Raw genomic sequence first — 23,716 nt, 5'->3', positions numbered from 1 at the left:
TACCATCGTTTTTGATCATGCCGTGACAATATACGTCCCGCTTTAATAGCCAGCTATAATGAAATCAGGTTACAGGTACTCCATTCATCAAACTTGCGCATGATCGAATAAAATAACTAAAGGTGCTTAAAGTTTTATCCAAAGCGGTTCTTATCCCCTCAACAGTGAATTTGCATGACGACAAGTGATGGATCAATGAAGATATTCTTTGGCTTTATCGATCATTATTCCGTGGATAAACTGTTGCGTGGTTTGACCGGTTAAATTACGCAGCAGATCACTCAGATACCTGAGTGTCAGACTCAACTGATCAGCGATATTATTGACCGAGGGCAAACCATTTACTAAAGCTTTTTGATCATTCAGATAGGCATCTATTTAGGCTTCCGGTTTGGTTAGGATGTCGTTATTGACTGCTTTAATTTTACTATATAGGTGACGTAATTTTAAAGGCCATAAATATCCTTTTCTGGCTTTCGTCACCGTTATGAACCTTAACGATGATACCGCAATTCAGTGAGCGTCCCAAGCCTGTTCCTTTTACCGGGATCGGGTTCGTCTATAGAAGGGCTGCATGATCTTATTTTTAATCTGCTCTGACATACCTGCAGGTATCCGGCGAATAAGGCATATTGGATGAAATTATGATCGTTAAAGGTTAGTTAAGTTACATAAATCAAAGGATATGCGCTGTTATGTATTGGAGCATTCATCTATCGTAAAGGAATAGAAACCATCTGTGCTTTTGAAACGCTATTTAACCTGAACTATTTTCAAAATAACGCTGGTGCGCTGTGCGTTTACATCGGGATTAATACCAACGTTCATCAAAAAATCACCTGAAAGTTGAAAATTTGAATTTATACTGGTTCGTGTACCGGGATAGACATTGACCTCCTCTATCCGGTAGCGCTTTTGGGGGTCAAGTCCTTTTAGTTTAACAGGTAATCTACTGCTTTCACCATACCTGTTATTTACCAGGTAATTAAATATAACCGCCGAGGTTTTGGCTTCGTCTACATACATCATCGACGCCATGTTATGCTCATAAGGACTACGGAGACGGTATTGGTCACCATGCCATATCACTTCTTTTATACTGTTATAATTCACAACAGCTTGCTGGCAAAACTGCATATCAGAAGAGCTTAACTTGTCCAGTACGATGTCAAATCCAAGCTTACCCATCATGGCCACATCAGTACGGAATTTTATAGGCTGCTTGCCCCAATCAGTAACGTGGGCTGATGTAGCAATTGCAGGATAAAAATAAGAATAGTTCCATTGAATAAATATTCGCTCCATAGGATCAGTATTATCACTTGGCCAAAACTCGGTAAAGTACTGCAAAGCGCCGTAATCAACGCGGCCGCCGCCACCTGAGCAAAGCATAATAGGAACTGTTGGGTACTTAGCCCTAATTTTTTGCAAAACCTTATACAGTCCGCGTACATATTCAACATAAAAATTAGATTGCTCGCTTTTGAGGTACACAGAATAGGCATTGTAAATAACAGCATTACAATCCCATTTTATATAAGCAAGCGATGGTGCTTTAATAAACAAAGAATCGACGATGTGATATACAAAATCCTGTACCTTAGGGTTGCTTAGATCCAAAGCCAGCTGATTTCTAAAATAATACTCGTCGCGCTTAGGTTGCTTAACCACCCAATCGGGATGATTTTTATACAGATTGCTCTTAGGATTAACCATCTCAGGTTCAATCCATATTCCAAATTTCACACCATCTGCTGCTGCCTGCCTGGCAATTGAGGCAATGCCGTTAGGTAGTTTTTTGCGGTTTTCCTGCCAATCGCCCAAACCAGCATTGTCGCCATTACGGGGATAGTTATTGCCAAACCAGCCATCATCAAGTAAAAATAAGTCCACCCCCAGTTTGCGGGTATCTTTAAGTAACTCACCAAGCTTTTGCTCGTTAAAATCAAAGTAGGTGGCTTCCCAATTATTCAGCAATGTTAGCCTGTTACCCTTGCCTTCTAATATTTTAAAGTTACGGGCCCAGCTTTGTAGGTTTCGGCTGGCATAACCAGTTCCCTGGTTTGACAGGGTATAAACCAGCGGCGGGGTAGCAAATTCATCGCCCGCTTTAAGTTTATAAGCAGAGGCGTAATTATTCATTCCGGCAATAAGCCGTAAGTTATCCTGGTTATCAACTTCAAAATCCACCTTAAAATTGCCGCTCCATTCCAAGCCACCTAAAAGCACACTTCCTTCATCCTCATGTGCCGGACTGCCCATAGATATGGCAAACACTGATGGCATAAATAAATTTGCACGTGTACCTAATTTGGAGTCGATTGTTTTGATGCCATGCGTAAGCTTCGATTCTTCGGGCTGCATCTCTTTAGCCCAATCGCCATGAAACTGCTTTAACCAAAAGCCATTGCCCTTTATATGCAAGTTGGCAGAAGCAAATTTCTGCAAGGTTACGCTGCTCTTTTCATTATGCCTTATTATACTCCATTGCTCAATTACATCATTTTTGTTGTACGATTTATAACACAGCGTTACGTAAAAATTATAAACATTATCTTGTAATGTAACTGTAAGCAAAGAAACACCTTCGCTTACAGTTTTTACTTCATGACTAACGTACCGCAGGTCAAGAGATTGATTGCCGTCAGTATGTGTTACGGTAATGGCCGGCTCAACCAAATTCCGTGCCCCCGAAGGTGTATAAGCCGAATTGAGCAAACCAGCATGATCTTCAGTTTGCTTGTACTCATTGGATATACTTTCGTACTCTTTGCTATCGGCTAACTTTTGCCCCATGTAAATGGTACGCAACTGCTTATCGGCACCAACCTGAAGCACAACAGCCTTGCTCGAAGTTTCGATAGGAATGGTAATTACCTGGGCCGAGAGCTTACCAAATGTAGCTATCAGAATGATCGTGAATTTTAGGTAGGTAAAATGCTGCTTTATGGTCATGCTAAAGGTAGATGTAAAAATTATTTGTTCAGATTAAACTTGTAGAGTGCCGCATCTGCACCGGCAATGTCGATGCTTAGCTTATTACTATACGCAAAGCTTTTGTCTTGCAGTATTTCAGTGCATTGCCTGATATCTCTCGGATCGATGCCTAATTCAGCAAAGGTTATATCATGATGCTGTGCTTCTTTATCGTAATTAAAAACGGCCAGGTAAAATTCATTACCATCCCTGCGCCAAAAAGCAGTTGACGCGCCAATACCTGTAGCGGCATCTACCGGCTGGAAAGCTTTGCCGCTTTTTAATACTTTAAGCAGTGCTTTACTTTGGTAAAATTGCTTTGCCCGTTCTTTCCAAACCCCATTTGCCGAAAAGTCGTCTCCTGTAATAAATGTACCGGTAATTAGTGCAGATAGCAGCCTTGCCCTGTTGGCGCCAATTGGCTCATTGGCAAACACCACATGATCGGCATCTATAAAATTGTAAACATATGTTTGCCACCAGCCATAGCTAAGACTATTAAGCGTGTACTTAGTATGTTCGATGGTTTTAAAGGCATCGCAAGCCACACGCCTGCTGTGTACATACCGACCGGTAGCTATATTGGGCGATATAGCCGCATAAATAAGCATTTGATTATCCATCCTGTTAACCAGATACTCCATGCCCACACGAAACGCCTGCATGCCTGTAGTAACCGCAGGGTCATGAAACTGCTTGGCCTCTATGGCCGCATGACCTAAAAAGTCGATCTTGATCATTTTAAAACCACATGCCTTTAAATGATCTATAAAGTAATCTATACGTTTTTTTGTACCCGGATGCGTTGGATCTAATGCCCTCGCGCCATCAATATCATGATATCCCCTGCCTGTTTTGGTCCATAACTCAGCATAGGTGTAATCGCTTCCTTCGGCTTTACGGCTGCCGCCACTTTTATGGCCCCAATCGGTAAAAGGCGCCCAGTATGCGCCGGGTTGTAAGCCTTTACTTTTACAGTAATCTGCAAATTCTTTTAATTTACTAAAATCATCGCCTTGTTTTAAAAAGTCCCAGTAGGCATCTAAATCTATATAAGCGGTACTGCCTGAGCGGAAAGCTTTAAGACTGTCGGCAAAAAAATTGGTTACTTCAACAGCTTTATCATAAGTAAGCTTATCCTGCAGTACGCCCCAGCTATTCCAGCCAATGGGGGTTGCCTTGGTCCAATTGAATACATATGGTGGTTCGGCAATTCGGTTACACTTTCCGTACTCCTCCAATCCTTTGCGCCAATCGGCAAAATAGCCAACCATCATTAAGGGCGATTGCAGTACGGTTCCTTTTACTATACCATGAGGCACGGTATCGCGCGTTACATCCTTGTCGGCATATCCGGCCCATACTTTTAAATTGTGCGCATTGGTTAAATTGGCTACGCTTACACCTGTTTTCCAAAGTTCATGCTCAACCGAACCGGCTATGATGCCATTTTTTTCGGAATTGTAAACCAAGCCAACTTCAGCGCTGGTATTGGTAACTCCTTTATTTAAATCTTTAGCATTGTAGCTTATAAAAGTATCATTATCAAATGGCATAAAAATGCTACGCTCTCCTTTACCTAATGATGTAAACCGGGCTACAAGCGGCGACATATAATTACTTGTCAATTGCTTGCCGGTAACTTTTAATTGCACAAAAAAATAATTGCGGCCTGGATAGGTATAAAATATTTGTTGCAACAATGGCATTCCGCTTGCGGTTAATGTGATAACATGCCTGGTTCCTTTGCCAAATCCGTTCGAAATAACGGTCTTGCTATACTTACGGCTAAAGCTGCCGGTTGATGAAAGGGTATCATCATTCAACTTCAGGTTTGCAAAAGCACTACTGATATAGCTATGTCCATTATCAGTAACGCTATATGTGCCTGTTTTAAGATTATATGTTATTAACCCGGCTTTCCCATACGCCATTTTTACTATATCAACGTTTGCTTTCTGCAATGCAAGCCTTATATCTTTTTGCTTTGCAAATGACGACAGAAAGCCTAAATAGCAAAAAATGGCAACTAAAAAAAATCTCCTAATTAGTATCATAGGTAAATCAGGCTTTGGTAATTACTACTTGTTTTAATACCCCGTTAACCTTTATTTTAACCCGGCGGGCATCAGGAGCTGTGACTTTGTAGGCTGTTACTTTACCATTCTTCCAGGTGAAGCTCAAGGTAACGTTCCCCCTACCCTTTATACCGCTTACACTGCCTGATGTTTTCCATTGATCAGGTATGGCAGGTAACAACTCAATAAAACCTGCATGGCTTTGTATAAGCATTTCGGCAATACCAGCAGCTGCACCAAAGTTGCCATCAATTTGAAACGGCGGCCCTGCCGAAAGCAGGTTGGGGTAAACGCCACCACCTGCACCATAATTAATATCGGTTTTAAGTGTGGGTTTCATAATTTCTTTAAAGAGTTTGTACGCCCTGTTGCCGTCGTGCAGCCGTGCCCAAAACAGTTGTTTGTAAGCAATTGACCAACTTGGGCCATCGTCTCCCCTAACATCCAAGGTTTTTTTACAAGCCTCGGCAAGCTCCGGTGTTAATTCGGGGGTAATAAGCGGTGCCGGGAATAAGCCGTATAAATGAGAGATATGACGATGCTGCGGATCAGTTTCCTTATATTCATGCAACCACTCCATTAAACGGCCGTCTTTAGCTACCATACCTGCCGGTGGGAGCTGTTTCAACTTATATTCGAGGCTTTTTACCAATGCCTTGTCAGTATTTAAAGCTTTAGCAGCGGTAATTACGTTGGCAAATAACTCTCTGATGATTTGATTATCAATTGTAGGGCCTTCACATATACTGGCAGTTTTACCATTGGGAAGGTAAAAGCTGTTCTCGGGCGATGATGATGGTGATGTAACCAGCCAGCCGGTTTTTTGATCGTGAATAAGCATGCTGCTGTAAAACATGGCCGATCCTTTTAATATGGGGTAAATAGTTTTCAGATAATTCTTATCTTCTGAAAAGGCGTAATGTTCCCATAAATTATTGCACAACCACCCCGAACCTGATTTGGTTACTCCCCATGATGCGCTTTCGCCCGGTTCGGTAAAACCCCATATGTTGGTTATCACGTGCGCCACCCAACCATCAGCATTGTAGTAGGCTTTGGCGCTGCGCTCTCCGGGTTTAACCATGCCCTTAACCAACTCGGCCAGCGGTAGATTAAGTTCCGATAGGTTTGACACTTCCAACGGCCAATGATTCATTTGCACGTTAACATCCAAATGGTAATCGCCGTTCCACGGCGTTTGTACTTGATTAGCCCATAAGCCTTGCAGGTTAGGCGGAAGCAAACCTACCCTGGTACTGCTTATTGACAGGTAGCGGCCAAACTGATAAAACAACACAGGCAAGGCCAAATCTTTGTCGGGCGTTGTGCGAAATGCTGCCAAACGTTCATTTGTTGGCAACTGAGCTGCCGTATTGTTGCCTATTTTTACATTAACACGGTTAAAAAGCTTTTGATACTTTGTTATATGCTGTTTTTTTTGGAGGTTATAGTTACCGTTAAAAGCCTCATTTAACTGTTTTGTTATATAATTTTTATAAGCAGAATTTTTGTAATTTGTGCATGCCGATACATACAGCACCACTTCATTGGCGTTTTTTATTTCGAGAGTATTACCATTGGCATTTAATTTACCTCCGGTTAGTTTGGCCTGCACTTTGGCCAAATACTGCATGCCGGGCTCAGCGGTGCCGCTGTTAAGTTCGCCTTCCATTTGAAGCGTGTTTTTTGTAACATCCGTTTTTGATTTTTCGGGACGGGTAAGTTTTATATTACAGCTAATTTGCCCCGGTTTATCGGCCCAGAGGCGTACCATGCAAACATCGGTGCCAAAACTGGTTATATACTCGCGATGGTAAGTTACGCCGCCAATACGATACGAACATTTGGCAACCGCATTATCAAGTGATAATTCGCGGTAGTATTCTTTTACATCTGCCTCACTGAGTTGTTGGGCGTAATTAAAACGTATATCCAAATCGCCCAGCATCTGGTAACAGCCAAATGGTACTCCCCCCGAACCAATGCCCTTGCATATAAAATTCTTGTCGATAAGTGCTTGCGCCTCGTCGTTTTTACCTTCGGCAAGTAAGCTCCTTATTTTGGGCAGGCTTTTGTAGGCTTCGTAATTATTAGCATCCTGTGGCGCACCTGACCATAAAGTTATATCATTGAGTACTATCTTTTCATCAATTACACCGCTGGTAGGCGTCATGCCAAGCCTGCCGTTACCCAAGGGCAATGTTTCTTCCCATTGAGAGGCCGGCTTATTAAACCATACCTTTAAAGACTGGGCATTACTTTGAATACTTACAGTTACTACTATAAGGCTAAATAGAATTTTTTTCATCGGAGATACTTAAACTGTACCGCATTCTTTTTTTATCGAACTGACGGCAGTGGATTTTATAATTGGCTTTGGTAAAAATATTAAGCCGCCATTTGTTTAAAAATGGATAAAACTTTAAACAGGATGGATTATTCTTCGATATAATCCCGCTCCTATCAAGGTTTGTTTACCAAAAAATTTACAATGCGGCAGGCCTTGCCCAAACTGCCTTCAGGTTTAGCATCATCTATTATAATGCTCAAACTATGGGTAGTATTACTCAACCCCGCCCCCAATAACAAATACCAAGGCAAGTGCAAAGAACTGCTCCAGGGTGTATATAATGACAAACGCTTGTAAGCCCCATTATCAATTGAATAGTTGATCGCTCCGGCATCAGGTCCGGATAATACTGCTATGCCAATGGCATCACCTTTAAATTTTAGTGTAAGCCTTGCTCCGGCCGTTGTAGCACTCAACACCGGAATATTCACAAATCCTTCACGGGTGCCGGTATTATCTGTGGGATGCCAGTTAGCATTTAAACTCCAGTTTTTGTCAGTTTTAGCGTTTTTAATAGTATAATACGAGCCGTTGGCAAAACTAAACTTATTTAGCTTTGAGGGTAATTGTTTGTAAACAACAGTTGCCTGGGCAGTTTTCTCACGGCATATGGCAAACAACTCCTTAATGTTGGCAAAGTATAATTCCTGCCCAAAAACCGATGGGTGAAGGTCTTTAAAATCATCATCCCAGCTAAATTCCCTGTTCTTTATTTTATCATGCACCTCTTTAGCCAAATTAATTGAGGCTAAACCGTAACTATTGGCTACCAATTCATGGTTGGTAACCTCGACCGGCGTTTTCCCCCCGTCATAATCATGATTTTTATCAGGGTCGGCAAACTCCATCATCACAATATCCATATTAGGGTTAGCTCTTTTGGCATGCCTTACAATTCCTTCCAGATCACGAACCTGGGTAAGACTATCAGTGCCGTTAACTCGATCGTTTACCGCGGCTTCTAAAAAAAGCAGATCCACCTTACCCGAATCGAGCACATCCTGCTGCAACCGAAACGCATGTGGTAAACTACCTAATGAAGGAATGCCTGCAGCAATAAAACGAAATTGGGTTTGTGGGTAAAACTCCTGAAGATAGGTGCATACCTTTTGCCGCCAGCCAGGGTTGTAGGTTATTGATCCTCCTAAAAACGCAACTACAGCTTTCTTTTTGATCACAGCAGATCGCTCAAAATTTGCAATGCCCGACCTAACATTTATGTACCTTGAATAAGGTAAAGGCTCAATAGCGGCGGTATTATTTATTATAAAATTAGCCAGTTGCTCAACATTTGGTATCGGGATATGATGCCCGTTCATGGTTTGAGGGCCTGCTGTAACGGGTATAACCGTCGCAGGGCCGCCTAAGGCATTGTAACGGCTTACAAACAAGGCAGCATTCTCGGCAAGCGGCGTTATTTGGTCCCATAACCCAACTACATTAAGCACGGGAACTTTAAAAGCTGCTAAGCCTTCTAAATTATCAATTGGGTTATCATGATAAGCAAGTGCCTGTTGTTCGGTAAACTTAAATATTGATTTAAATTCATTCCAGGCGGCGCTGTCGCCAATGCCTTTCCCTTTACCCCCGGGCCAGCTTTTAACATCGTAAACGGGCGTTTCGGCATAAATACAGCTTACCTTATCGGGATTACGCTTAGCCCATGTCAAAGCATATAAAGCTCCCCTGCTCACAGCTTCGAGTGCTGGTTTAGCTGATAAGTTTAGCTGTGCTGTAAGTTGCCGGTAAAAAGCATCCCAGGCTTGCATGGCCAACGCATTGCCATATAAATTATCGGCATCCAGATAAGCAATATGGAATCCTTTTGTTAAAAGTATACTATCAATATCAGTATGCCAATCAGGAAAAGATGCCCGCCAAACCCACGGGTTGCCCTTTAAAGGATGTTGAGGTTTTACATAATACCCGTTAAAATTATTTACCTTAACGGATACACGCTCAAAACCTTTCCATTTATCGTAATTGCTTTGTGCACTGGCATACAATACTGTAAAAGGCAGTAAAATTACTGCCGCAACGCAAATCCGTTTCACAAAGTTTGCATAATTAAAGTTCAACTTTTTTTACTATTACAAATTAACAATTAGAGTTTATATGAAATTTATAGTCCATTCATGCTCTTTAATGATTTATAAATAACCGTTAATAGCATAAGGCCGGGCAGTAAAGCCCGGCCTTAATACACTGATAGTTTTTATTTATTTAAATACATCATTAAAGAAAGTCATTTCGCTCATGTTACTGTAATAGCTATCGCCGGTGGTAACATGTTTTATACGAACCCTGATGTATCTTACCGGAGGCAGGTTGCTATCCAACGCTATTTTTAGCGCGGCACGACCGTCATCAGTACGCCTCACATCTTTCAAAAGCTTCCAGCCTTTTGCCTGTGCTTCGGCCGGCCAGCCGGCATCATTAGGATTAAGTGTTGTAGCGGCATTAGTTATGTCGGCTATACCCCAAATTTCATACTGATCGGGGTTATTACAGCAATCGCGCCCGGTTTGTTCAACCTGGCTTAAACCGGTGTAAACCTTACCCATATCAAAAGTGATGGTATGCGGCAAGCGATGATCTCCATCGCTATGGAAAATGTTGGGGTAGCCCTGTGGACCGTTACTTCCATCCCAAAGCTTACTTATGGTAGTTTCAGAACTGTAGGTACCGGCATCACCCGTCAAGCGTACTTCCTTAAATAAGGATTTACTACAAACAGACAACCCATCGGCAATGGTAGCAAAGTTGTCGAACTTAGATACGTTGAATATGTCTAAAGCGCTTTTTTCAGGTAAATAACCAGTACGATATTGAATTTGGGTATTTCCCTTATAATTAGGTATGGTGATAGACAAGCTATCGCGAGGAATTATACGCTCCTCAATAACGCCTGAGCGGTTGGTGTACCTTATGGTTGTACCCACGGTTATAACGCTTGTATCCTGTTGTAAAAAATTGAGTTTAAGAGAGCCATCGGGGTTAACCACATATGGGTTGGCCGCGTTAAATGCACGGTTTTGTAAACCACTTTGGTAAACCGGCCCATATACTTTCACATTATTTACGCTCAACGGCACCGAGCGATTTCCCTTACCATCATATGAAAATATGGTAAAGGAGTAAATGTACTCGTTTAAGTTAGGCACAATGGCACGAATGGTATCGGCCGGGTTGTGATTATTTGATGTAACTACCAATGAATCTGCCCGGTTATTCCAATAGATTACGTATCGGCTAACGGTTGGATCAGGACTTGGGTTCCACACGAGGGCAGTACGCAAATTACCTGCACGCGAGCGTACGTTTGATACAATACCTGGGTAAGTGATCTCCTTGTCGCCCAAAAAGTTTTTAAAATCGGTGTCTTGTTTACTGCAACTGTAAATGGCCACTCCCACCAGGAAAGCCAAAAGCAGTTTATATAAATTCTTCATGTAATTTTTATAATTAAGATGTGCTATTGAACTTTTCCGTAAACTGAAACTTCCATGGCATGTGCAAAGTCGCCGTTTGACCATGTACGGTGCACCATCATACGCAGGTACCTTACTGGTTGCGATCCGCTTGCAAAGTTGAAGTTGACTCCTTTTTTAACAAAATCCTCATCGGCAGCATTGGTAAAACCAGGCGTAAGGCCCGATGGCGGAGGTGGGAAACGATAATTTCCCAAATTGACCCAATCACCCACAACTGTGCCTACTGCTGCCACCTCTGGCAATCTTACATCCTGAGGAGATGCTGCATTAGATGCCCACATGGTAAAATCGCGTGGGTTGCCATGCGCATAGGTATATTCCAGCGGCCTTTCCCACAATATAAACCTGCTTAACTGAGCCGATACGCCCAAGCCGAACGTAACCTGCATTGGACCGGGTACACCTGGAGCTGTATGCCAACCGTTTGAATAACCGTCGGTTTTACCGTCCCATAAATACGGCACATCCCAACCATAAGCAATAGGACTATCACTATTGGTGCGGTAGCTCGAAAATTTACTCTTATCCAGCAGGGCTTCAAACAGTGGTGTCAAGGTAATCAACGTTGTGTCTGATATGTTTCCAAATTTGTCGGTTACGTAAAGACCAAATCTTCTTGATTTTGCCTCATACCCGCGTACCGAATATTGCACCGTATCTGAATTACTGTAATGCTGATCTTGCACCTCAAGGGCATTGGTAGAATTATCGAGTGCCAGCAAAATGTAACCCATTTCCTTCTTTTTAGGATTTAAGGCAGTTATAGTCACTCCACCAAAATCGGCTACTATTTTAACCGTTGGCTTAACCAGTTTATAGATCGGAACATCGGGATGAACCTTTACAACCACCGGGTCCGACATTACATTGGCACGGCTCACTACATTCAGGGTTACATCGTAATCCTTACTTTGAGCAAAACCATCAACCAAAATGGTGTCGGTGTAATAGCTTGACTTGGTTTGACGGGTGGTTTTATCGTTTATTTTATATTGCCCCTGAACATACAGTATGTTACTTGAATTAGGCAAGTTGTAAGTAATATAAGCGCCACCGTTAAAATTGGTAACTTTTACATTGCTTACTGTTCCGGGTTTGGTGGTATCGGTAGATACGGGGCCGGTATTATACCCTTCCATTTTTTTACAGGCGGCAAGGGAGATCATGGCAAGTACCAGCAGGTATACGCCTAATCTTAATATCTTATTTTTAACAGCTTTCATAAACTTGCTTGTTTATTGCATTAATTAATAATACTACCAGTAAGGATTTTGTACCAGGTTACTGTTTATAATTAAATCGTTGTCTTTTATAGGCCACAGGTAGTTTCTTAAACCGAATACCGATACAAACACCGTGTTGGGTTTGTAATAATTAACTGCCTGTTCTTCATATATGTTCCAGCCTTGCATGGGTACGCTTAGTATGTTTTGCAACTCTTTCCAACGGCGCAAATCCCAACCGCTTTGGGCTTCAAAACAAAGCTCGATGCGGCGCTCCTGGTGTATAATCTGGCGCATGCCGTCTTTTGTGGTATACTTTGATGGATTGTTTGAGAAAGACGTCCACGATTCCTGAACTCCTTTTAAGCCTGCACGGGCCCTTACACGGTCAACATAAGTGTTAACCTCGGCTGTGGGGCCGCTTACTTCATTAAGTGCTTCGGCGTAAAGCAGGTATAAACCCGACAAACGAATTAAAGGTAAACGGAAGCTTTGCTCCTGAAAACCATCATCATAAACGGATAAATAATTGGCAAGCTTTTTAGGCCAATAACCGGTTATGTTCAAGGTGTTTAAATCTTTAGGACCAGCTAACGATTTATTGCCACGTGCTTCTACGTGGTACATATCGTTAACATCAACTTTACCGTTACCAAACCAAATGCCGCCATCAAAACCAAGGCTGGCATAAAAGCGAGGCTCGCGGTTAAAATGTTCTTTAACGGTAGCATAGTCTTTAGCTATGTAAAAGCGGCTCGCATTGTCGCCGGTTTTAATGCTGTACCGGTTAGCGTAATCAAAGGTTTTATCTTCACTTACAGGCACGCCTTTATCAGTATAAAACGTTTCCTGCATAGCCAACGGCACCGCAAAGGTTGAAGGGTTTGAAAATATATTAATGGCCGACTTAGAGGTCATACGCGGTGTTGCATACCCCTGGAACGGAAACGTGGGATTTAATGCCCAGATCAATTCGGAGTTTAATTCCCATTTCTCGGTAACAGCGTTTTGCAGTGTTAAAACCGTACGTAACGAATCGGGTAGTTTTGTGATATTGGCGGGTGCAATGAATGTATATAACTTAGCACCGCGAGCCTCGCACTCGGTTATAGCCGCCTTGCATGCATCAGCCGCCACTTGCCATTTTTGAGCATTATATGGCGAGAATAAGGCCTGCCCGTCTTTGTTTTTAAGACTGGTATAATCGGCGTTACCATTGAACAACGGGCTTGCTGCCGTAACAAGCACTTCTGCCTTTACTGATAAGGCTATGGAACGGGTTATTCGGCCCAACTCCTGCGCCTGGTTACCAATTACAGCTGGCAGATCGGGCGCGGCTTCATCCAATAATGATACGATGTAGGCAAATACGTTGTCCATGGTTTCACGCTTCACCTTCATACTTTGAATATCATCGGTAATGTTCAAGTTATTTTTAATGAGCGGAATTGGTCCATACATGCGCGCCAGGTAAAAATGATAGTAAGCCTTTAAAAACTTCACTTCGGCAATCCAGCGTCTTTTTTCTGTCTCGGTTAAATCAACCGGGTTGTTGATGTTTTCGAGCATGATATTACAGCGTCTTAACGCCCTGAATATCGATTGCCCGTGATTTTCACCGTCCCACCAGTTTAACCCGGGATTACTGCTCGTTTGCGTTCCGCGCAGTAAATTAAAGCCCGTTTCGTTAAGCGGATGCTTAGAGAGGTTGTTGGGGTAAATTATTTCGCCCGAGGTTACGAAAGAGGCATTGGCCGATACATCGTAAAATTGCTGTAACGTAGCATAGCAAGTAAACAGGTAGTTTTCGGCCTCGTTACGGTTTCTGAAAGCATACTCGAGGGTGCCGGTATTATCGGGGGCCACATCAAGATACTTTTTACAGGAAGTGCCTAACAGCAAACTCACCGCCAAACACACTATTTGAATTTTATCCTTTATTTTCATCACTTATGCTGTTATTATAAGTTAACATTAAGACCAATGTTAAACACCTTTTGAATAGGGTATGCAAAGCCATTGCCTCCTATTTCCGGGTCCCAAAGCTTGAAAGGGCTCCAGGTATATAAGTTTAATCCGTTGAAGTAAATACGGCACTTGGTCATCTTCATTTTTTGCGCTATGCGCTGCGGAAGCGTGTAGCCAATTTCTAACGACTTTAACCGCATGAAGCTACCGCTGCGCATCCACCAGGTACTGTTTTGACGGTTATTTTCAATCTGTGCACCGTTTACACCCAGGCGTGGGTATTGAGCATACAGGTTTTGATTATCTTCAGACCAATGGTCGTCGGCAAAGGCTTTCAGCAACTGGGTGTTGCCGCTTGCGTAAGCTGCATCAGGGCTTTGAATGAACGGACTTGTACGGCTCGGGTCGATGAAGAAAGATACTTGTGCCTGTCCCTGGAAGAATGCCGATAGGTCAAAGTTTTTATAGCCCGACGATAAGCCATAGCCATAAACTATGCGCGGAACGGTTGGAAAGCCGATAAAGGTTTGGTCGGCACCATCAATTTTACCATCGCCATTTAAATCGCGGTACTTAATATCGCCCCCTTGGGGTGCAACACCATTACTCGAAAATATCTGGGTTGGCGAGTTACGTGCTTCAACATCATCAACAAACAAACGCTCGGCTATATAGCCATAGTTGCGGTTAATATACTGGCCCGATTGATAGCGGTAAGCCTCATTGTACTGGGGCTCTTCGTACTTGTCATACTTAGTTGATGCCAGCGTAAAGTTACCCCTGCCCTGCAACCATAAACTTTTGCTTAACGTTTGTTTATAATCAGCCTGCAGATCGATACCTTTTGAGTTTGCCGTACCAAAATTCGCGCTCACGCTTGATTCCAACCCAACCGTGGTAGGAATGGCGGTACGTGTTTGCAAAATATTATACCGGTGGTATTTGTAAACCTCGGCAACTAAGTTTAAGTTTTTAAACAGCGTTAACTCCATACCCAGGTTTAACTGGCGCGAAGTTTCCCAGGTAATATCCGTATTTGAATAGTTATTAATTACTACCCCATTACGGGTGTATCCATTATTAGTACCGAAGGTTGCCGGGTTGCCGCCGTTTAAATTAACATCAGATAGGTAGTAAAAACGCTGAGAGCCGATCTGGTCGTTGCCAACAAGACCATAGCTGGCGCGAAGCTTCATTCGAGAAATTACATCGTATAACTTATTACCCCAAAACTTTTCTTCAGACACTATCCAAGAGCCGCCAATGGTTGGAAAAAACCCATACCTGTTATTGCTTGAAAAGCGCTCGGTACCATTATAACCAAAGTTAAACTCTAAAAAGTAACGGCTTTTGTACGAGTAGGTAGCGCGGCCCGCTAAGGTTAGGTTACGATAGGGCAATGAGTTAAATAGCGTACCTGCATTACCGTATAAGGTTTGCTGCTGTGTACCAATTAAAGAACTGCTTACGTTATGATTGCCAAACCTGCGGCTGTAATCAATTACACCCTGAAAAAACACATAAGTATTTAAGCTGCTTGTTTTAGGGTCATTATTGTAAGCCAGATACTCTGTAGCTGCTCCGGGCTGTGAGTTTAACCATGATAAGGTGTAAACGTTGCTTAACTTATCATAACTGCCAATATTGTAGTAAAATGGCGAGTAGCCCATTGACGACTCGAAGTACGAATACCTGTTGGTGTGAAATAAGCCATGAACATTAAGCCCGGGCGTAATAAATTTCAGGTCCTGGTTTAATTCCAACTGAGCCGACATACGCGACTGTGAAAAGTTTTTATGTCCGCGTAGTAATGAGGCATACGGGTTTACATAGGCAATGGCATTTGATTGACCGCTGCTGCCAGGTGCAAGCGCATTACCAAAAAGTATGTGCTGGGTTTTTTTGGTTAGCAGCATCGGGTTCGTAATAAGCCGGAAACAATACCGGGCTGGTATGCATGGCTATATTATATAAATCAGTAGAAAAGGACGCATCGCTGGTAAGCGGGCCATTATAATCATTAAATGTGCCTGATAACCTTACCACCATTTCGGTAGTTTTGGTAAGGTTAACATTTACGTTTGAGCGTATCTGGTAGTTGCGAAACTTAACATTGTTATCGTTATTGTTGTTAATGTCCTGGCGCAGTATACCGTGGTCAATATTATACGAGCCAGATACATAATAACGAGCTACACCGCCGCCACCACTTACACTCATATCGGCACGCTGTGTTGTAGTGCGTTTTTTAAAGAGCATGTTAAGCCAGTCAACCGCCGGATAAACATATTTGTTGCTTCCTGGCGCGTTGTTAAGAGTAGCCTGGGTATTGATGATTTTATTTTGAGTAAACGGAAGCGGGCTTAACGGATCGCGCGTAATGGTGGCCTCGTTAAACAAACGCATGTAAGTAATAGGATCAGCCAGTTGAAGGTTTTTAACAGATTGAGACGTGGAGGTTTCAACCCTGAAATTGATGGCTGCCTTGCCTACCTTACCTTCTTTGGTGGTAACTAATATTACACCATTGGCACCTCTGGCGCCATATAATGCCGTAGCACTTGCATCCTTTAATATCGAGAAACTGGCTATATCATCAACCTGCAGCCTGGCAAGGTCGCTTGTTGATAATTCTACGTTATCAATTAAAATCAATGGGTCGCGCTTATAGCCGAACGTAGTTACGCCCCTGATAAAAAACGAGGCGTTGTCCTGCCCCGGCTGACCGCTGGGTTGATACGCTATAATACCAGCTACCTGACCGGCCAAGGCATTGGTTAAGTTACTGGCGGGTATTTTGAGTTCGCCCGGCTGCACAGTGGTTACAGAGCCTACAACGGCTTCTTTTCGTTGTTTACGTCCGTAAGCTGTTACCACAACCTCACCTGTTTGAGTTGCGGTTGACACCAAGGCTATCGATAGTACCTTGTTATTGGCTGATACGGTTACTGTTTGCGGTGTATAACCTATTATACTTATGCGGAGTACTGTGCCCGGAGCTACATTAAGGCTAAAGTAGCCGTTGGCATCAGTAACAGCGCCAACATTTTTTTGATTAACGGCATTAATGGTTGCTCCACTTATTTTAGTGCCCGTTGAATCTGTTACAGTACCTGTTATTAAAATTTTGTTCCCGGTTTGGGCATAGCTTTTACCTGTATAGCCAATTGACAGTAATACCAGTAAAACACTACACATCAAAGCAAAGCGCATACTTTGCTTTTTAAAATGGGGTGTAATACAACACTTTTGTAGTTGTTTCTTCATCTTGTTAATAAAATCTTTTAGGGGATGATACGCTTGTTCGACAAACTGCATTAACGCAAGAGACTAACCGCTTCCTGGCTTACTTAAACTACTGCATGATTTCTGCCAAAGGCATAGCAATGCCACCGGCCTTTTAAGCACATTGTTTACGCAGTAATACTGCTGTTTAAATAAGCTTTAAGATGATCAAGTCACCTTACTTTTTTTTGGAAAAACTGATTAGGATTTTGCTAATGCTCAGGATGTTGAGGCTAAAATAGCGTACATGGAACTTACCTGGTAAGCGTAAATGTTTACTTTCATAATTTTATGTTTGTTTATAATTGGTACCCTAAATTTAGAGAGTAATCTATTGCTCAAAAATGGATTAATCACCAAAGTTGATGGATAATTCTACTATTTTAAACACAAGCGCTATAAGAACAATCCATCCGTGGATAGTAAAAAAGCAACATCACACGGGCAAGTGCTTTCTATAATTAAAAATAGCATGTATTTTACTACTAAATAAACCAACCATTAAAGCAATTTACCTAACGATTAATTCAGGACCTGTAAGGCTCCTTATTTGATAAATATATTGGAGAGTTGATTGAAAATACTTACCGGAATATCCAGAATAGAACCGACATGATAACGATAAGCATAACCGACAAAAACTTGTAATTGCCTATACCTTTCCATCCCGGAGATTTAAGCGCTTCAAATGGCGATTGCCAATACAGCACCTCGCTTTGCGGACTATAAACTACAGGGTAAAGCTTTGCCGTAACAACCTGAATGGCCACACAAACGCAAAATAAATAGAACGCCATTACCATAAATGGTATTTGACCTATAAGCGATGCCGGAAAAACCTTTCCGGTTATAAAAACCAACACGCCCAAGGCCGAACCCAGGTATAGTGTAAGTTTTGCCGATTGAGCGGATGCCCCTTTCCAAAACACCCCGAGTAAAAAAACGCAGGTAATGGGCGGAGCAATGTGCGCAATAATATCATTCAATCCGTTAAAAATACTTTCGTACCGGTTGAGAAGCGGCAAGAGCAATAATGAAAAAACCAGTGAAGCACCGGCAGCTATCTTTCCCACTTTCACTAATGAATCATCAGTAGCCTGAGGGCGCCAGCGTTTATACATATCATAACTTACCAAAGTTGATATGGAGTTTAAAGCCCCAGATATCTGGCTCATTAAACCCGACAATAACGCAGCCACAAGTATACCGGCCAGTCCCTTGGGCACAAGCTGTAAGATCATCAGGGTGTATATTCCTTTGCTGTTAATTGTTTCTTTGCCCTCGTGTATTACCTTTAAACTATCAATATTTAGCTGTCCGGTTTTATACAAGGTCCAGGCAAATAAACCGGGCATAACAAAAATAAACACCGGCAAAATTTTCATGAAACCGCAAAACAGTGAGCCTGCACGGCCATGATTTTCGTCTTTAGCGCCTAAAACTCTTTGTACAATAGTTTGATCGGCACACCAATACCAAATACCTAATATAGGATAGCCCAAAAACACGGCATACCACGGCAAGCCACTTGCATCGCCGTGAGGGCGCATCATTGACAGTTTTTGCAACTGGTTGGTTTGCTCGAGCACGTTTACCATGGGTTGCCAACCACCCATTTTGTTGTAAGCAACCAAACTCATAATTATAGCGCCGGCGAGCAGCACCACCGTTTGTATGGATTCTGTAACCACTACGGCAGTTAATCCGCCAACTATAGTGTAAACAGCAGTGATGATGGCGATAGCAATAACGCTATAATACATATTAATCCCTAAAAGCGTTTGCAACACAATCCCCCCGGCCAATAACGAAAAGGCAATATGTATTATTATGGCCGAAGCAACCGATACAATTGCCAACCAATCGCGACTGGCGCGGTCATATCTTTTTTCTAAAAAATCGGGCAGCGTGGATACGCCTGATTTGAGATAGAATGGAACAAAAAATACTGCCAGCAAAATCAGCGTAAACGAAGCCATCCATTCGAAATTGCCGTTAAGCAATCCAGAGTCAAACCCGCTCTGAGCCAAACTCACCAAATGTATACATGAAATATTGGTAGCAAATAGCGCCAAACCAATCATAGGCCAGCGCAGGGTTTTGCCAGCTAAAAAATATTCATTAGCGGAGCTTCCGTTACTTTTGGCTTTGTGCCTGATGCCCGCCCACAGACCAATTATAAATATGGCGATAATATATATTAAGCTTATTACACCGTCGATGCTGTTTATCATGTTGCTTGATATGCTAATGCTTTTAAGATGGCAACAAATCGCTGCTGCTGCCTGGCTCCACAGGCGTTTGGTATACGCCGTTTACCACATTTGCCGGATGAAGGAAATATTTTTTCAAATGTGGTATATGCTCCAGAAATAAGGCCTCATGCCCCATCGATATATGATTAAACAAAACCAGGTGTTGGTGAATTTGCCCCATATCGCCCACATGAGGTACCACGGGTATGCCGTACTTTTTACATAACAAACTAACTGTAATAAACTCACTTACCCCACCAACCCGTACGGCATCTACCTGGATAAATGATGCTGCTTTGGCCTGCAGATAATTTTTGAAAATAATTTTGTTAGGCACATGTTCGCCCAGGGCAAGTTTTACAGGTGCAATGGTTTTTGCAAGTATCTGATGTGCTATAACATCGTCAGGGTGAGTTGGTTCTTCAATCCAATACGGATTCATATTTGTAAGCTGCTTACAAATATAAGTGGCTTGTGGTAAATTCCATTGCTGGTTGGCATCAAGCATTACTTTTACCTCATCACCTGCAACCTCGCGCACCAGGTTGGCCCGGCGTATATCGCGCTCAAAATCTTCAGAACCTACCTTAAGCTTTAATGCTGTAAACCCTGCATCCACCGCTTTCTTACAATTGTCGCGCACTTTTTCATCGCTGTAATTAAACCACCCTACTGATGTATCATAGCCGGGGTACCCTGTTTTCAAAATACTTTTCCGGCTGTCGGCACCTTTCTGCATGGTTGTGAGGAGATCCACAGCTTCGGCCCTGGTGAGTTCATCTTCGAGATAAGTAAGATCAAGTGTGGCCACAACTTGCTCAGGTGATAAACCGGTAAGTAATTTCCACAACGGAACGCCTCTGCGTTTTGCCCATAAATCATAACAAGCATTTGTTACCGATGCCAATGCAAGTTGAACAACACCTTTATGCGGCCCCAGCCATCTGAACTGCTGATCGTTAGATAGCTTATTAAAAAAGCTTCCAAAATCGGCCATCAATTCTTCAATATCCTTACCAACTAATTGCTCGGCATAATACTTGGCAGCCTGGCATACCAGCTCGTTTCCGACACCTAAAGTAAAGGCCAGCCCTGTGCCGGTATAGCCATTATCATCTACCAGTTGGGTGACTGCATATGAGTAAACAGGATCGCGGTGAACAGCATCACTTCCGGCATCACCATCTAAACGATACCTTTTATCATCGATGACTATCTTTTTTATCATGAAAAATATGTTCTGATTTTAAATAGGATTATTATACACTTGCCTGATTAGGCTGCAAAATTTTTCGATAGCCCAGTTCGGCACCACCGGTTACCGGCAGCACGCACCCAGTGATAAAACGTGCCTGATCTGAAACAAGAAAAAGACAAGCATCTGCAATTACATCGCTGTTGGGGCAATAGCCAAGCGCATGAATGTTATCTAAATAATCTTCAATTTCATGCTTATTAATTTGCTGATGACTCCAACTGCGTAGCATCGGCGTCCACACACCGGCCGGTGCTACCGCATTTACGCGTATGCCGCTGGCTGCGTAATCAAGCGCCATAGATTTGGTTAAGGCACTTATAGCGCCCTTAGTTGCCGTGTATGCTGCGTGGCGCTCCTGCCCTATTTCGCCAACCAGGCTGCCCGTGTTTAAAATAACGCCACGGTTTTTTATAAGCTGATCTATAGCGTATTTAGTAGTGTGGTAGATGCCTTTAACATTTACATCAAATAGCCTGTTCCACTCGTCATCTGTTGTTTCGCAAAGTGTGCTCGAAGGATTTGATATGCCGGCATTATTATGAACAATATCAATTTTACCAAAAACCATTATGGTTTCCTCTATCGCAGCTTGCACTTCATCAGCTACCGAAATATCGGTACATACATAATGTATACCCTGGTTATGTAAATTGTTTTTAGCCTGGTTTAAACTTTGAAGACTGTTGCTAATAATACAAACCTTTGCACCGGCTGCATTATATACTTTTGCGCATTCAAATCCAATACCTTCGGTGCCTCCTGTTAAAAGCACCACTTTGCCCGCTAATAAATCTGTATTCATATAATGGTTCTCAAAATCGCCCGTTACTCATACAATGTTTATTAAACTGTATTTAAACGCAAAAAGCGGTTCAAATTCAGGTAAAACACGCCTGACAGTATTTAACATTAAAAGTAAGTGGTATGCGATTTATAACTGGCTCCCGTTAATTGGTAAGTGGGCACCATTGCTCCAAAATTAAAATCTGCAAGGGGCTATTTTAATAGCTAATACTTTGATTTTGATGGATTATTCTTCTTGCTATAAAATTTCATAAAAAATTTAGTAGTTGATGAATTCATCCCCTATTGCTCTTCAATACTATTTTTATTAACGCAGTATACTATCTATATTTATCATATAAAGCTTTTAATGTAAAATGCTTTAATTTACCACCAGTTATACTAACCAATTACAATGAAAAAACGGGATGGCTTTGAAGGAGAGGTATTGATCAATTTACCTCCGAAAGTTTATAAAGAATTTTTCACCAGGGAGCCGGGATTTTTTCAGATCTATGTAGCACATATTGGTTTTTTCCCGAAAGCATACGGCCATTACCGCGAATGGCGTAAAGGCTGCGAAGATAATATTGTGTTCTATTGCCTTAATGGCAAAGGCAATTATGTAATAGGCGATAAAAGATACCAACTTACTGCCAACCAGTACACCATAATTCCGGCTACCGAACAATGTATAAGGTACTGGGCTGATGCCGAAGACCCATGGACCATATATTGGGTACATTTTAATGGCGAAAACCTTAAAACGTTTAACAGCTTTTTAAATATTGATCAGCATAAAGGCCCGGTACCAATACCATTTAACGCCAAAGGTATTGAGCTTTGGAATGATATGTGCCAAAGCCTTGAGTTGGGTTACAGTAAAGAAAATCTATGTAATACCAGCTTTTGTCTTTACAGTTTTGTAGCTACTTTCTTATTCCCCGAAAAACATATACCTGTTGCCAAAGAAGAAAGCACCGACCTTACCACATTAACCATCAGGCACATGCGTGATAATTTGCATAAAAAACTATCCATTGATGATATGGCTTCTCACCATAAAATGTCAAGCTCTCATTTTTCAACCCTGTTTAGAAAATCGACCGGAATGCCGCCAATGGACTATTTCATTAATATAAAAATGCAAAAGGCCTGCCAGTTGCTTTATTCAAACGAATCAAAAATTAAGGAAGTAGCTATTGAACTGGGGTATGATGACCCTTATTATTTTTCAAGAGTATTTAAAAAATATATGGGGGTTTCGCCAGAGCAGTATAAGGTTGCTTCTTTCAAAACTACATCTAAGGAGACTGAATGATTAAAATTTTGTCATCCATTTTTGCTGCATTAGTAAAGAGAGGCTATTATTTATTAGATCAAATTGTAATAATATCTTAGACGGCGACCTGGCTTGAGTATCGCTGATATTATGCCATGTGTAATGTTAACCAAGATTAAACCTGATTTTGGGATCACCTGGACCATCAATTTCATGTCGACGGAGGAAATCTTGTTGCTGCTAAAATCGCATGACTTTAATGTAAATTAAGTCTTCCGGTTTCAGTTATTCAATTCTTGATAATCAACACACTGGAAGATTTGAAGTTAAGCTTGACAGACTATGGAATCTTAACTCGGTTAAAGAAAAAAAATGGTGGGAATAATTATTGAATTCGGAACTGAAGCGACATCCAAAGCTGTCAATAAATACATCTTCAAGAAATACCCTCAGCATCCGGTAGTGCTGGAAAAACAGGTTAATGAACCGGACAATAACAACAAATACCGGCTAAGCAGCTCAGCATACCTTTGGCGGAACGTTCAATGATATTAGGAAAAGGATACCAATCCGTTGTAAAGGGAAAAACGATAGAAACCACAACAGTAGTCATGATCAACAATAATGTAAAAGGTAGCTATAACGGTAACTTTAAAACAGTATTAGATCGTGTAATCGCATCGTTTTCCATTAAGCATAACAATGATTAACACTTAAGTGATTTATACATTTTAACGATTTCTTCGGGGATAGCTTATCGAATA

General features: G+C 41.9%; 13 protein-coding genes. 1 reads left to right on the top strand and 12 read right to left on the bottom strand.

The window, feature by feature from the left end:
- Positions 1 to 753: 753 nt before the first annotated feature.
- The 12 genes from QE417_RS22125 to QE417_RS22070 all read right to left on the bottom strand — a co-directional run bounded on the left by QE417_RS22125 (position 754) and on the right by QE417_RS22070 (position 21,689).
- Positions 754 to 2,955, bottom strand: a complete 2,202-nt coding sequence (locus QE417_RS22125) for an alpha-galactosidase (protein WP_311953880.1) — start codon at positions 2,953 to 2,955, stop codon at positions 754 to 756.
- Positions 2,956 to 2,975: 20 nt separating this feature from the next.
- Complete coding sequence (locus QE417_RS22120) at positions 2,976 to 4,910, bottom strand: alpha-galactosidase (RefSeq protein ID WP_311953877.1); 1,935 nt, start codon at positions 4,908 to 4,910, stop codon at positions 2,976 to 2,978.
- A gap of 130 nt (positions 4,911 to 5,040) precedes the next feature.
- A complete protein-coding gene (locus QE417_RS22115; protein WP_311953875.1) occupies positions 5,041 to 7,362 on the bottom strand; it encodes a glycoside hydrolase family 95 protein in 2,322 nt (773 codons plus the stop codon).
- A 155-nt stretch (positions 7,363 to 7,517) separates the two neighbouring features.
- Positions 7,518 to 9,458 carry an SGNH/GDSL hydrolase family protein gene (locus QE417_RS22110; RefSeq protein WP_311953871.1) on the bottom strand — a complete coding sequence of 647 codons (1,941 nt, stop codon included), beginning with the start codon at positions 9,456 to 9,458 and terminating at the stop codon, positions 7,518 to 7,520.
- 165 nt (positions 9,459 to 9,623) lie between these two features.
- The gene (locus QE417_RS22105) at positions 9,624 to 10,856 is read right to left on the bottom strand and encodes a DUF4998 domain-containing protein (protein ID WP_311953868.1); all 1,233 of its coding nucleotides are present in this window, start codon (positions 10,854 to 10,856) and stop codon (positions 9,624 to 9,626) included.
- A 23-nt stretch (positions 10,857 to 10,879) separates the two neighbouring features.
- Positions 10,880 to 12,121: a DUF5000 domain-containing lipoprotein gene (locus QE417_RS22100; RefSeq protein WP_311953866.1), complete on the bottom strand. Its 1,242-nt coding sequence runs from the start codon at positions 12,119 to 12,121 to the stop codon at positions 10,880 to 10,882.
- A 33-nt stretch (positions 12,122 to 12,154) separates the two neighbouring features.
- Positions 12,155 to 14,068, bottom strand: a complete 1,914-nt coding sequence (locus QE417_RS22095; RefSeq protein ID WP_311954694.1) for a RagB/SusD family nutrient uptake outer membrane protein — start codon at positions 14,066 to 14,068, stop codon at positions 12,155 to 12,157.
- Between the two features lie 14 nt (positions 14,069 to 14,082).
- Complete coding sequence (locus QE417_RS22090) at positions 14,083 to 16,005, bottom strand: SusC/RagA family TonB-linked outer membrane protein (RefSeq protein ID WP_311953864.1); 1,923 nt, start codon at positions 16,003 to 16,005, stop codon at positions 14,083 to 14,085.
- A complete protein-coding gene (locus tag QE417_RS22085) occupies positions 15,965 to 17,356 on the bottom strand; it encodes a SusC/RagA family TonB-linked outer membrane protein (protein WP_311953863.1) in 1,392 nt (463 codons plus the stop codon). Before QE417_RS22085 ends, QE417_RS22090 begins: the two co-directional genes overlap by 41 nt.
- 602 nt (positions 17,357 to 17,958) lie before the next feature.
- Positions 17,959 to 19,608, bottom strand: coding sequence for a sodium:solute symporter (locus tag QE417_RS22080; protein WP_311953860.1), 1,650 nt, complete (start codon positions 19,606 to 19,608; stop codon positions 17,959 to 17,961).
- A gap of 22 nt (positions 19,609 to 19,630) precedes the next feature.
- Positions 19,631 to 20,857 carry an enolase C-terminal domain-like protein gene (locus QE417_RS22075; protein ID WP_311953858.1) on the bottom strand — a complete coding sequence of 409 codons (1,227 nt, stop codon included), beginning with the start codon at positions 20,855 to 20,857 and terminating at the stop codon, positions 19,631 to 19,633.
- A gap of 31 nt (positions 20,858 to 20,888) precedes the next feature.
- Positions 20,889 to 21,689, bottom strand: a complete 801-nt coding sequence (locus tag QE417_RS22070) for an SDR family NAD(P)-dependent oxidoreductase (RefSeq protein WP_311953855.1) — start codon at positions 21,687 to 21,689, stop codon at positions 20,889 to 20,891.
- Positions 21,690 to 22,085: 396 nt separating this feature from the next.
- On the opposite strand from QE417_RS22070, the gene QE417_RS22065 reads away from it, so the two are divergent.
- Entirely contained in the window at positions 22,086 to 22,991 is a 906-nt protein-coding gene (locus QE417_RS22065) for an AraC family transcriptional regulator (protein ID WP_311953854.1), read from the top strand.
- Positions 22,992 to 23,716 lie beyond the last annotated feature (725 nt).

Origin of the sequence: Mucilaginibacter terrae, assembly GCF_031951985.1 — a bacterium.
GTDB classification, from domain to species: Bacteria; Bacteroidota; Bacteroidia; order Sphingobacteriales; family Sphingobacteriaceae; genus Mucilaginibacter; species Mucilaginibacter terrae_A.
This window is presented reverse-complemented; position numbering and strand designations above follow the sequence as displayed.

Bases quoted from the DNA above. Each gene is read 5' to 3' on its own strand.
- QE417_RS22105 (WP_311953868.1), bottom strand. From the start codon at position 10,856: ATGAAGAATTTATATAAACTGCTTTTGGCTTTCCTGGTGGGAGTGGCC.
- QE417_RS22085 (WP_311953863.1), bottom strand. From the start codon at position 17,356: ATGAAGAAACAACTACAAAAGTGTTGTATTACACCCCATTTTAAAAAG.
- QE417_RS22075 (WP_311953858.1), bottom strand. From the start codon at position 20,857: ATGATAAAAAAGATAGTCATCGATGATAAAAGGTATCGTTTAGATGGT.
- QE417_RS22100 (WP_311953866.1), bottom strand. From the start codon at position 12,121: ATGAAAGCTGTTAAAAATAAGATATTAAGATTAGGCGTATACCTGCTG.
- QE417_RS22070 (WP_311953855.1), bottom strand. From the start codon at position 21,689: ATGAATACAGATTTATTAGCGGGCAAAGTGGTGCTTTTAACAGGAGGC.
- QE417_RS22125 (WP_311953880.1), bottom strand. From the start codon at position 2,955: ATGACCATAAAGCAGCATTTTACCTACCTAAAATTCACGATCATTCTG.
- QE417_RS22120 (WP_311953877.1), bottom strand. From the start codon at position 4,910: ATGGCGTATGGGAAAGCCGGGTTAATAACATATAATCTTAAAACAGGC.
- QE417_RS22115 (WP_311953875.1), bottom strand. From the start codon at position 7,362: ATGAAAAAAATTCTATTTAGCCTTATAGTAGTAACTGTAAGTATTCAA.
- QE417_RS22065 (WP_311953854.1), top strand. From the start codon at position 22,086: ATGAAAAAACGGGATGGCTTTGAAGGAGAGGTATTGATCAATTTACCT.
- QE417_RS22080 (WP_311953860.1), bottom strand. From the start codon at position 19,608: ATGATAAACAGCATCGACGGTGTAATAAGCTTAATATATATTATCGCC.
- QE417_RS22090 (WP_311953864.1), bottom strand. From the start codon at position 16,005: ATGCTGCTAACCAAAAAAACCCAGCACATACTTTTTGGTAATGCGCTT.
- QE417_RS22095 (WP_311954694.1), bottom strand. From the start codon at position 14,068: ATGAAAATAAAGGATAAAATTCAAATAGTGTGTTTGGCGGTGAGTTTG.